At 74.7% G+C, this 11,093-nt stretch carries 10 protein-coding genes; 9 read left to right on the plus strand and 1 reads right to left on the minus strand.

Annotated features, from left to right (window positions below; translation table 11 throughout):
* Window positions 1-68: 68 nt before the first annotated feature.
* The 4 genes from ACZ66Z_RS23745 to ACZ66Z_RS23760 all read left to right on the plus strand — a co-directional run bounded on the left by ACZ66Z_RS23745 (window position 69) and on the right by ACZ66Z_RS23760 (window position 3,175).
* Window positions 69-500, plus strand: a complete 432-nt coding sequence (locus ACZ66Z_RS23745; protein ID WP_123455883.1) for a cell division protein SepF — start codon at window positions 69-71, stop codon at window positions 498-500.
* A 373-nt stretch (window positions 501-873) separates the two neighbouring features.
* The gene (locus ACZ66Z_RS23750; RefSeq protein ID WP_469937321.1) at window positions 874-2,169 is read left to right on the plus strand and encodes an AAA family ATPase; all 1,296 of its coding nucleotides are present in this window, start codon (window positions 874-876) and stop codon (window positions 2,167-2,169) included.
* A complete protein-coding gene (locus tag ACZ66Z_RS23755) occupies window positions 2,166-2,561 on the plus strand; it encodes a nucleotide pyrophosphohydrolase (RefSeq protein ID WP_469937043.1) in 396 nt (131 codons plus the stop codon). Before ACZ66Z_RS23750 ends, ACZ66Z_RS23755 begins: the two co-directional genes overlap by 4 nt.
* A 125-nt stretch (window positions 2,562-2,686) precedes the next feature.
* On the plus strand, window positions 2,687-3,175 hold the full coding sequence (locus ACZ66Z_RS23760) for a DUF6099 family protein (protein ID WP_469937045.1): 489 nt from the start codon (window positions 2,687-2,689) through the stop codon (window positions 3,173-3,175).
* Window positions 3,176-3,398: 223 nt separating this feature from the next.
* Here the strand turns inward: ACZ66Z_RS23760 and ACZ66Z_RS23765 are convergent, their stop codons facing one another.
* On the minus strand, window positions 3,399-3,656 hold the full coding sequence (locus ACZ66Z_RS23765) for a hypothetical protein (RefSeq protein WP_469937047.1): 258 nt from the start codon (window positions 3,654-3,656) through the stop codon (window positions 3,399-3,401).
* 245 nt (window positions 3,657-3,901) lie between these two features.
* On the opposite strand from ACZ66Z_RS23765, the gene ACZ66Z_RS23770 reads away from it, so the two are divergent.
* From ACZ66Z_RS23770 to ACZ66Z_RS23790, 5 genes are all read left to right on the plus strand, one after another.
* On the plus strand, window positions 3,902-4,825 hold the full coding sequence (locus ACZ66Z_RS23770) for an LLM class F420-dependent oxidoreductase (RefSeq protein ID WP_469937049.1): 924 nt from the start codon (window positions 3,902-3,904) through the stop codon (window positions 4,823-4,825).
* A gap of 13 nt (window positions 4,826-4,838) precedes the next feature.
* Window positions 4,839-5,762, plus strand: a complete 924-nt coding sequence (gene mmuM, locus ACZ66Z_RS23775) for a homocysteine S-methyltransferase (RefSeq protein ID WP_469937051.1) — start codon at window positions 4,839-4,841, stop codon at window positions 5,760-5,762.
* 170 nt (window positions 5,763-5,932) lie between these two features.
* The gene (locus ACZ66Z_RS23780) at window positions 5,933-7,447 is read left to right on the plus strand and encodes a 3' terminal RNA ribose 2'-O-methyltransferase Hen1 (protein WP_469937052.1); all 1,515 of its coding nucleotides are present in this window, start codon (window positions 5,933-5,935) and stop codon (window positions 7,445-7,447) included.
* Window positions 7,444-9,996 carry a polynucleotide kinase-phosphatase gene (locus ACZ66Z_RS23785; RefSeq protein WP_469937053.1) on the plus strand — a complete coding sequence of 851 codons (2,553 nt, stop codon included), beginning with the start codon at window positions 7,444-7,446 and terminating at the stop codon, window positions 9,994-9,996. Before ACZ66Z_RS23780 ends, ACZ66Z_RS23785 begins: the two co-directional genes overlap by 4 nt.
* 309 nt (window positions 9,997-10,305) lie before the next feature.
* Window positions 10,306-11,031 carry a Crp/Fnr family transcriptional regulator gene (locus ACZ66Z_RS23790; RefSeq protein WP_469937054.1) on the plus strand — a complete coding sequence of 242 codons (726 nt, stop codon included), beginning with the start codon at window positions 10,306-10,308 and terminating at the stop codon, window positions 11,029-11,031.
* Window positions 11,032-11,093 lie beyond the last annotated feature (62 nt).

Here is an 11,093-nt window from a genome sequence, read left to right on the forward strand (position 1 = left end):
CCGCCCCCTCGCGTCATCACCTCGTGTCGTTGTTGGGCCGAACGGGTGAGGAGCGGGAGGATGGGTCCATGAGTAGGTACGAGAGGTACGACGTCACCGACGAGCAGTGGGAGGGCCTCGCCCAGGTCGTGCCCCTGCGCGGCCGTGACGAATGGCCGTCCAGGGTCGACCACCGCACGATCCCCGAGCAGTACGAATCCGCCGAGCAGCGCCGCATGGTCGTGCTCCGCGTGCAGGTCTTCGCCGACGCCCGTGAGGTCGCCGAGTACCTCATCGCCCAGATCCCGGTGCTCCTCGACCTGACGAGCGCCGACACCGAGGTCGCCAAGCGGATCCTCGACTTCAGCAGCGGCGTCGTCTTCGGTCTCGGCAGCGGGATGCACCGCGTCGACCGGAACGTCTTCCTGCTGGCCCCGGCCGGTACGGAGGTCGAGGGGGCGGAGGGCGAGGACGAGGAGGACGTCGTGGGCGGCCGGACCGCCGGCGTCCCCCGATCGTAGGAAGGCCACCTCGCCGTAACGGTTCGTCAGGGAACGATCTGCGTACGGTCCGGGCATGGACCTCACCGGCGGCTCCGCGCTCGCCCGCACGTCAGACGCCCACCCCTCCGACGTCGTTCCCTCCTCGGTTCACCCGTCCTCGGTTCCTCCCCCCTCGGTTCGCCCGTCCTCGGTCGGTTCCGCCTCGGTGGGCTCGTCCGTGGCCGGCTCCGCCCCGGTCGGCCCGTCCGTGGGCGGCTCCGCTCCTGTCGGCCTTGCCCCGGTCGGCTCCGCCCCGGTCGGCCCTGTCCCGGTCGGCCTTTCGTCGGCCGTCACCTCCGGGGTGGACGTCCCCGTGGCCGACACGCCCGTGGCCGGAATCCCCGTGCCCGGCATGCCCGTGGTCGGCTCCTCCGTGGTCGGCCCTCCTCGTGCCGCGCCCGCTTCCGCTGCCCGTGCTTCGGGGGCCGGTGGTTCGAGTGCCGGCGGTTCGGGACACCGTGTGGGGCCCCGCGTCTCCGTCCCCGAGGCGCGGGGCCCGGTCGCGGCGGAGGGCCGGGGCGGGCCGCCCGCCGCCCGGCCCGCCGTCACCGAGCTGCGGCTGTCCGCGTTCGCCGGTCACCGTTCCGCCGCGCACGCGCTCGGACCGGTCACCCTCTTCGCCGGCCCCAGCGGCAGCGGCAAGTCCACCGCCCTGCGGGCGTACGAGGCCCTCGCCGGGCTCTGTGCGGGCGACCCGCTCGACGAGGTGTTCCCCGACGCCGCCGACTGCGTCCCCGAGCGCGCCCGGCCCGACGCCCAGGGCCGGCGCGGCTTCCGGATCGGCTGCACGGTGGACGGTCCCGAGGGCCCCGTCCACCTGGACCTCGCCGTACAGGCCGAGCCCCGGCTCCGGATCGTCGGCGAACGGCTCACCGGCCGGGGTCGCACCCTGCTCGCCACCGCGCTCCGCGACCCCGGCCGCAGCACCGTGCAGGCCGAGTGGCACACGGCCGGCACCACCCCCGTCACCCGCGCCCCGTTCCCCGACGACCTGCTCGGCACGGCCCTGCTGCCGCTGCGGGTCGCGGGCAAGACCCGGGGGCAGCTGGAGGTCCTGGCCGCCGCCGAGCAGGTGCTCATCGGGCTCCGGTCCGTCTTCGCCTGCGACCCCCGGCCTGAACGGATGCGGGCCCCCGTGCCGCCGGGCGAGGGACGGCTGCGGCGCGGCTGCGGCAACCTCGCCGAGGTCCTGCACCGCACCCACACGGACTGCCCGCGCCGTCACCACCGCCTGGCCGCCGTCGCCGGAGCGGGCTGTGCGGGGCCGGTCACCGGAGTCGGCGTGCAGGAGCTCCCGGAGGGCACCGTCCGCGCGGTCCTCGAACGAGGCGGTCGGCCCGCGACCCCGCTCGGCCGCCTCGGCGACGGCGAACTCCGCTATCTGGCCCTCGCCCTCACGCTGCTCACCGGCCCCGGAGTCCTGGAGATGGACCGGATCGCCGAGGTGCCGGACGCCATGCAGAGCCTGACGCTGCTGGCCGACGGCCTGGACCGGGGGCTCGACGGACGCCAGGTGGGGGAACTCCTCCGGCTCGCGACGGGCATCGCCGCCGACGGACACATCCGGGTGGCGGGCACCGTCGGGGAGCTGGCGGCGGGGGAGGCGCGGCGGACGCCCGGGGTGACGGTGGTAGACCTGGGCGGATGACGGACGACAACGACGTGGCGGGGCTCCAGCGCAGGCTGGTCGCATTCGCGGCGGCCCGCGACTGGCAGCCCTACCACACGCCCAAGAACCTGGCCGCGGCCCTCAGCGTGGAGGCGGCCGAACTCCTGGAGATCTTCCAGTGGTTGACGCCGGAGCAGGCGGAGCGGGTGATGGACGACCCGGACGCGGCGCACCGGGTCGCCGACGAGGTGGCGGACGTGCTCGCCTACCTCCTGCAGTTCTGTCAGGTGCTCGGGGTCGACCCGCTGGCGGCGCTCGCGGCCAAGATCGATCGGAACGAGGTCCGATTTCCCGTCCGGAGGCGGGGTGGAGGGGGTGAAAGCGGAGCCGCGGACGGCGCTCCGGAGGAAGATCGTCACTCTTCGGAGTGATCGACTTGTCCCCGTCCGGCCTCCTGTCCCCAGATTTCCGATTTCCTCTGGCGTCGTGGCTCAGTCGGCCTCACTCTGGGTAGTGAGTGAGTGGGCAGTAAGTCGTACGAACGGGGGCGGCGTTGATGGACGCGGAGCGGCTCATCGCGCTCGGCCGGCAGGCGCTGGCGGAGAGCGGCACGGCACAGGACATCGTGGCGGAGGCCTGGCAGTCCCAGGCGCTCGCCCAGGCGATAGGGAGTCACCTCGCGCTCTGCGGACCGCTGGAGCTGCGCGGCGAGGCGCGGGGGCTGAGCGAGACCGGGGAGTACCCCGCCTGGGGCTCCGGTGGGCCGCGCGCGGGGCGGCTGACCGAAGTCGCCGACCCGTGGGGGGCGTTGACCGCACTGGGAGAACTTCTCGGAGAGGTGGGGATCGCGCTCGTGGGAGTGGCCTGCGCCACCGACGAGGAGGGGCTCTACTGGCAGTGCATCGAGGCGATCGACGCCGCCGACGAGTCGAGCGACCGGGTGCGCGGGATGCTGCGGCGCCTCGCCGTGCGCGACGGGGAGCGCGCCCGCCCGCCCGACCCCGCCCGAGGCCGAGCGGGCCCGGGGCGGGGCCCGTCGTGGTAGGGGTGCGCGGAGAGCTGCCGTTCCTCGCGGTGCTGCTGCCCGGGTCGGCGCCGGTCGGTGCCGGGGGCGCTCGCGCTGGGCCCGGAGGGGACTGGGGCGAGGACTGGAACGGGGACGAGGGCTGCGGCTTCACCTGGCCCCGGCTCTGGTTCCGGCCCTGACCCCGGTTCCTGTCCTGGTCCCGGCCTCGGGCCTGGCCCTGGTCCCGGCCCTGGCTCTGGTCTCAGCCTCGGGAGCGGTCCTGAGGGCGGGGCTGGGATTGCGACTCGGACGGGAATCGCGGCTCGGAGTCGGAGCTGAGGCGCTCGGACGTGGACTGGAGGTCGGCGTCCAGCTGGGAGAGGTCGGCGGAGAGCGCCGCCATCAGCTCCTCCATCTGCTGGAGCAGGCCCTTGGGGGCGCCGGCGCCCTTCTGCTCGGGCACGGACTGCGACACCGGCCGTTCGGGCACGGCCCGCTCCGGTGCGGCTTCCTGGGACATGGCGGCCTCCTCGGCCCGGGCCCCGTCGCCGAGGACGGGACCACGAGAGGGACGCACCGGCAGCGGCCGCCGGCACGCGGGCCGGGCGGTCCGGCTCCGCCCGAGCCAACGACGGGTGCCGCGCCCCGGTCACTGGCCAGGGCGGACGCGGCCCGCCAGGAGGCCGGATGTTCACCCGACCGAGCCGGAGCGGCCGGGGAGCTGACGGCGAGGTTGACAGGCACCCGGCGGTGCAGGATGGAGGCATGGATCTTCGCATTTTCACCGAACCCCAGCAGGGGGCCGACTACGACACCCTCCTCACGGTGGCACGGGCCACCGAGGAGCTCGGATTCGACGCGTTCTTCCGCTCCGACCACTATCTCGGCATGGGGTCCGGCGACGGGCTGCCCGGCCCGACGGACGCCTGGATCACCCTGGCGGGCCTGGCCAGGGAGACGAAGCGGATCCGGCTCGGCACGCTGATGACGGCCGGCACCTTCCGGCTCCCCGGGGTCCTCGCCATCCAGGTCGCCCAGGTGGACCGGATGTCCGGCGGCCGGGTCGAGCTCGGCCTGGGCGCCGGCTGGTTCGAGGAGGAGCACCGGGCCTACGGCATCCCCTTCCCGAAGGAGAGGTTCGGCCGCCTGGAAGAACAGTTGGCGATCGTCACCGGTCTGTGGGAGACCGAGGTCGGGAAGACCTTCAGTTACCACGGGGAGCACTACCGGCTCACCGACTCGCCCGCGCTTCCCAAGCCGGCCCAGGCCAGGGTCCCGGTGCTGATCGGAGGGCACGGCGCGAGCCGGACGCCGAGGCTGGCCGCGCGGTACGCGGACGAGTTCAACATCCCGTTCGCGTCGGTGGAGGACAGCGAGCGGCAGTTCGGCCGGGTCCGGGCCGCCGCCGAGGCGGCCGGGAGGCCGGCCGGCGACCTGGTGTACTCGAACGCGCTGGTCGTCTGCGTCGGCAAGGACGACGCCGAGGTGGCCCGCAGGGCTGCCGCCATCGGCCGGGACGTGGACGAGCTCAAGGCGAACGGGCTGGCGGGCTCGCCCGCCGAGGTCGTCGACAAGCTCGGGCGTTACGCGGCGATCGGCTCCTCCCGGGTCTACCTCCAGGTCCTGGACCTGGAGGACCTGGACCACCTGGAGCTGATCTCCTCCCGGGTCCAGTCGCAGCTGGGATGAGCGGGGCGAGCCGATGAGACCGGTCCGTACGCTCGCCGAAGCCCTCGGGACGGGGCCCCTCGTCCTCGACGGCGGGCTGTCCAACCAACTGGAGGCGCAGGGCTGCGACCTCTCGGACGCGCTCTGGTCCGCGCGGCTCCTCGCCGACGGGCCCGAGCAGATCGAAGCGGCCCACACGGCGTACGTGCGGGCCGGGGCACGGGTGCTGATCACCTCCAGCTACCAGGCCACGTTCGAGGGCTTCGCCCGGCGGGGCACGGGCCGGGAGGAGGCGGTGCGGCTGCTCGGCCGGAGCGTGGAGCTCGCCCGGAGGGCGGCGGAGGCGGGCGGGGAGGAGGTGTGGGTCGCCGCGTCCGTCGGGCCGTACGGGGCGATGCGGGCGGACGGCAGCGAGTACCGGGGACGGTACGGGTTGTCCGTGGGGGAGCTGGAGGGGTTCCACCGGCCGCGCATCGAGGTGCTCGCCGGGGCGGCGCCGGACGTCCTGTCCCTGGAGACGGTGCCGGACGCGGAGGAGGCCGAGGCGCTGCTGCGGGCGGCCGAGGGGTGCGGGGTGCCGGTCTGGCTGTCGTACACGGTCGCGGGCGGGCGGACCCGGGCCGGGCAGGACCTGGCGGAGGCCTTCGCGGTCGCCGCGGGGAACGAGCAGGTCGTGGCGGTCGGGGTGAACTGCTGCGACCCGGCGGAGGCGGAGGGCGCCGTGGAGCTCGCCGTGGCCGTGACCGGGAAGCCGGCCGTCGTCTATCCGAACAGCGGGGAGCGGTGGGACGCCCGGGCGCGGGGCTGGCGCGGGGACACGGCCTTCGACCCGGTCCGGGCCGCCGCCTGGGCCGGGGCGGGAGCCCGCCTCGTCGGCGGCTGCTGCCGCGTCGGCCCGAAGGCGATCGCCGCGCTCGCCGAGGCCCTGTCGGCGGAGGGCGACGCCGACACGGGCTGAGCCGCGCCCCGGAGCCCGGCACGGCGCGCCGCCGCTCCGGGCGCCCCGCCCGGGGCGTCCGGAGCGCCCGGCGGGGCTGCCCGGAGTGGGGTGCGCGGACGGGCTCCGCCATGTGGGGGCGGTCGGAAAATGCCTGGTCGGCGGGGCGGGAGGCGCCCATACTCGAGCGTGTGTTCCTGACGATCAGTACCTACGGCAACCAGGAGCGTCCCGCGACCGATCTCGGTTTTCTGCTGCACAAGCATCCCGAGCGGGCGCAGACGTTCTCGACCTCGCACGGCACGGCGCACGTCCTCTACCCCGAGGCGAGTGCCGAGCGGTGCACGGCGGCACTCCTCCTGGAGGTGGACCCCGTGGCGCTGGTGCGCCGCGGCAAGGGCAAGGGACGGGGCGGCGCCCCGGACTCGGCGCTCGCGCAGTACGTCAACGACCGCCCCTACGCGGCGTCGTCGCTGCTGGCCGTCGCGCTCGCCAAGGTCTTCAAGACCGCGCTGCACGGCGAGTGCAGGGCGATGCCCGAGCGGGCAGCCGCGCCGCTGCCGCTGCGCGTCGAGGTCCCCGCGCTCCCCGCCCGGGGCGGCGCGGAGCTGGTGCGGGCGCTGTTCGGGCCGTTGGGCTGGGACACGGTGGACGCCGAACCGGTGGCCCTGGACGGGGAGTTCCCCGAGTGGGGCGACTCGCGGTACGTGCGGCTTGTCCTGGAGGGCGAGCTGCGGCTCGCGGACGCCCTCAACCAGCTGTACGTCCTGCTGCCGGTCCTCGACGACGCCAAGCACTACTGGGTCGCGCCCGACGAGGTCGACAAGCTGCTGCGCGCCGGTGACGGCTGGCTGGCCGGCCACCCCGAGCGGAAGCTGATCACCGCCCGCTACCTCGCGCGCCGCTGGGGCCTGGCCCGCGAGGCGACGGAGCGGCTCGAACTGGTGCGGCTCGCCGAGGCCGAGGGCCTGGACGTCGAGGACGTCGACAACGCCGTCGACGAGACCACCGACACGGAGGAGCGCCCGGTGCCGCTCGCCGAGCAGCGGCGGGAGGCGATCCTCGCCGTCCTGAAGGGCGCCGGCGCGACGCGCGTGCTCGACCTCGGCTGTGGGCAGGGACAGTTGGTGCAGGCCCTGCTCAAGGACCCGCGCTTCACCGAGGTCGTCGGTGTGGACGTGTCCGCGCGGGCCCTGGGCGTCGCCGCGCGCCGGCTCCGGCTCGACCGGATGGGGGAGCGGCAGGCCGCCCGCGTGAAGCTGACGCAGGGCTCCCTCGCGTACACCGACAAGCGGCTGGCGGGCTATGACGCGGCCGTGCTCAGCGAGGTGATCGAGCACCTGGACCTGCCGAGGCTACCGGCCCTGGAGTACGCGGTGTTCGGCTCGGCCCGGCCCCGTACGGCCGTCGTGACCACGCCGAACGTCGAGTACAACGTGCGCTGGGAGTCGCTTCCGGCCGGGCACGTCCGGCACGGCGACCACCGGTTCGAGTGGACCCGCGAGGAGTTCCGCGCCTGGGCCGCCGACGTCGCGGGGCGGTACGGCTACGGGGTCGAGTTCCTCCCCGTGGGACCGGACGACCCGGAGGTCGGGCCGCCGACCCAGATGGCCGTCTTCAGCCGCACCGAAGCCCGCACCGAAGCCCGTACCGAGAGCGGCGACGACAGCCGTACCGACGAGACCTCGAAGGGGGTCCCGGGATGACCCGCACCCTGCCCGTCACCGATCTGTCCCTCGTGGTGCTCGTCGGTGCCACCGGTTCCGGCAAGTCCACCTTCGCCCGGCGCCACTTCAGGCCGACCGAGATCGTCTCCTCCGACTTCTGCCGCGGGCTCGTCGCCGACGACGAGAACGACCAGTCCGCGAGCAGGGACGCCTTCGACGTCCTCCACTACATCGCGGGCAAGCGCCTGGCGGCGGGGCGGCTGACCGTCGTCGACGCCACCAACGTGCAGCAGGAGGCCCGGCGTCAGCTCGTCCGGCTGGCCAGGGAGCACGACGTGCTGCCGATCGCGATCGTCCTCGACCTGCCCGAGGAGGTGTGCCGCAGCCGGAACGCCGCCCGGCCCGACCGGGCGGACATGCCGGCGCACGTCATCCAGCGCCACCGGCGGGAGCTGCGCCGTTCGCTGCGCGGCCTGGAGCGCGAGGGCTTCCGCAAGGTGCACGTGCTGCGCTCCGTGGAGGAGGTCGAGGAGGCCGAGGTCGTCCTGGAGCGCCGCTTCAACGACCTGCGGCACCTCACCGGACCGTTCGACGTCATCGGTGACGTCCACGGCTGCCGCTCCGAACTGGAGGCCCTGCTCGCGAAGCTCGGATACGTCGACGGGCACCACCCCGAGGGGCGGACGGCCGTCTTCGTCGGCGACCTCGTCGACCGGGGCCCGGACTCGCCGGGCGTCCTGCGCCGGGTCATGGCGATGGTCGCCGCGGGCGACGCGCTGTGCGTCCCCGGCAACCACGAGAACAAGCTGGGCCGGTGGCTCAAGGGCCGGAAGGTGCAGGAGACGCACGGACTGGCCGAGACCATCGAGCAGTTGGGGCGCGAGAGCGAGGAGTTCCGCACGGAGGTGGCGGCGTTCGTCGACGGCCTCGTGAGCCACTACGTCCTCGACGGCGGGAACCTCGTCGTCTGCCACGCCGGTCTGCCGGAGAAGTACCACGGTCGGACCTCCGGGCGGGTGCGCTCGCACGCGCTGTACGGGGACACCACGGGCGAGACCGACGAGTTCGGGCTGCCGGTGCGCTACCCGTGGGCGGAGGAGTACCGGGGCCGGGCCACGGTCGTGTACGGGCACACCCCCGTGCCCGACACCTCCTGGATCAACAACACCATCTGCCTCGACACCGGGGCCGTCTTCGGCGGGCGGATGACCGCGCTGCGCTGGCCCGAGCGCGAGCTCGTCGACGTACCGGCCGAGCGGGTCTGGTACGAGCCGGCCCGGCCGCTCGCCACCGAGGCGCCCGGCGGACACCAGGGGCGCCCCCTGGACCTGGGCGACGTGCACGGGCGGCGGACCGTGGAGACCCGTCACCTCGGGAACGTCGCGGTGCGCGAGGAGAACGCCGCGGCGGCGCTGGAGGTCATGAGCCGGTTCGCGGTCGACCCGCGCCTGCTCGCCTACCTGCCGCCGACGATGGCGCCCACCGCCACCTCGAAGGAGGAGGGCTACCTGGAGCACCCGGCCGAGGCCTTCGCCCAGTACCGGGCCGACGGCGTCGAGCGGGTCGTGTGCGAGGAGAAGCACATGGGCTCCCGGGCCGTGGCCCTGGTCTGCCGCGACGAGGAGGCGGCCCGCGAGCACTTCGGTGTCACCGGGGTGACGGGCGCCCTGTACACCCGTACCGGGCGGCCCTTCTTCGACGATTCCGACGTCACCGAGGAGGTCCTCGGCCGGCTGCGGACGGCGATCGGCGCGGCGGGCCTCTGGGAGGAGCTCGCCGCGGCCGACAGCGTCCCCGGGGCGGGCGACTGGCTGCTGCTCGACGGCGAGCTGATGCCGTGGTCGCTCAAGTCCGCCGGGCTGCTCCGCGCGCAGTACGCCGCGGTCGGCGCCGCTTCCGGCGCCGTCCTCCCCGGGGCGATCGACGCCCTGGAGCGGGCGGTGGGACGCGGGGTCGAGGGGATCGACGGGCTGCTCGCCCGGCAGCGGGAGCGGGCCGTGGACGCGGCGGCCTTCACCGAGGCGTACCGCAGGTACTGCTGGCCGACCGAGGGCCTGGAGGGCGTGCGGTTCGCGCCCTTCCAGCTGCTCGCGACGCGCGGGCGCTCGCTCGCGGCGGTGCCGCACGACGAGCAGCTGGCCCGGCTCGACCGGCTCGTGGAGCACGATCCGACCGGGCTGCTCCAGGTCACCCGCCGGCTCGTCGTCGACACCGGCGACGAGGCCTCGGTCCGCGCGGGCACCGACTGGTGGCTGGAGCTGACCGGGGCGGGCGGCGAGGGCATGGTCGTCAAGCCGCTGGCGGCGCTCGTCCGCGACGCGAAGGGCCGACTCGGGCAGCCGGGCGTGAAGGTGCGCGGCCGGGAGTACCTGCGGATCGTCTACGGCCCCGAGTACACCCGGCCGGAGAACCTGGAGCGGCTGCGGCAGCGCTTCCTGGGCCACAAGCGGTCGCTCGCGCTGCGCGAGTACGCGCTCGGCCTGGAGGCCCTCGACCGGCTCGCCGGGGGCGAACCGCTCTGGCGGGTCCACGAGGCGGTCTTCGCGGTCCTGGCCCTGGAGTCGGAGCCGGTCGACCCGAGACTCTGACGGGACGGCCGCGAAGCGTGGATTCCGGGGCGTGTGCGCGAAGGCTTCACGGAGGCTTCGCGCACACGCCCCGGGGCGCTCCCACGGGGGGCGCAGAGGAGCCGGCACCGGCGCTCCCCTGCGCCCCCCGTGCTCGTTGACGCGTTTCTTCCGCACCCTCTAGCGTTCTTCACCCCATGACGTGACGGAACGTCAATAGTGTTACTGAGCAAGCGACATGAGGTGGGAACACACGCGCGAAAGCGCCGGTCGGCCACCGACGGACGGTCTTCCCCGGAGGGCCCGCGGACGGTACGGGGGTGAGCGGTGATGAGTCTCTTCGGCCAGGACCGCTCCTTCCTCCACGCCCTTCCCGCGGCCGACCGGCGGTCGCTGCTCGCCGAGGGCGTCCGGCGCGTCTACGAACCCGGGGAGGTGATGATCCGCGAACGCGACACCAGCGCCTACGTCCTGGCGCTCCTCTCCGGCTGGTCCGTCGTCTCCGTCGGCACCGAGCGCGGATCGCGGCTCATCCTCGCCCTGCGCGGCGCCGGAGAGGTCGTCGGCGACCTCGCCGCCGTCGACCGGGGCCCGCGCAGCGCCAGCGTCACCGCCCTCGGCAGGGTCGAGGCGGTGGCCGTCTCCGGCGACCGGTTCCGGCGCTTCCTCGCCGCCCGGCCGCACGCGACCGCGCTGATCATGCGCCAGCTCGCCACCCGGCTGCGCAGCGCCGACGTCGAGCGCCGCGCGCTCGCCTCCGAGACGGTCCTCCAGCGCCTCGCCGCCCGGCTCGTCGAACTGGCCGAGCGCGCCGGGCGGCGGGCCGACGGCGGGACCGTGCTCGAACTCCCGCTGCCCCAGCACGACCTGGCGGCGGCCATCGGAGCCACCCGGGAGGCGGTGGCCAAGGCGCTGCGCCTGCTCCGGGAGCAGGACGTCGTCCGCACCGCGAACCGCACCGTCGTCGTCCTCGACATGCCGGTCCTGGTGCTGCTCGCCCAGGGGCGCGCACGCCCCGGCGGGAACCCGGCGGACGAATCTCCGCCGGGTGTGTAAACGGCTACATCGCCGGCCGCGGCGGGCGGCCAGTCTGGACGTGCGACACACGCGCCACCACG

It is taken from the genome of Streptomyces sp. NPDC107498 (assembly GCF_055582805.1).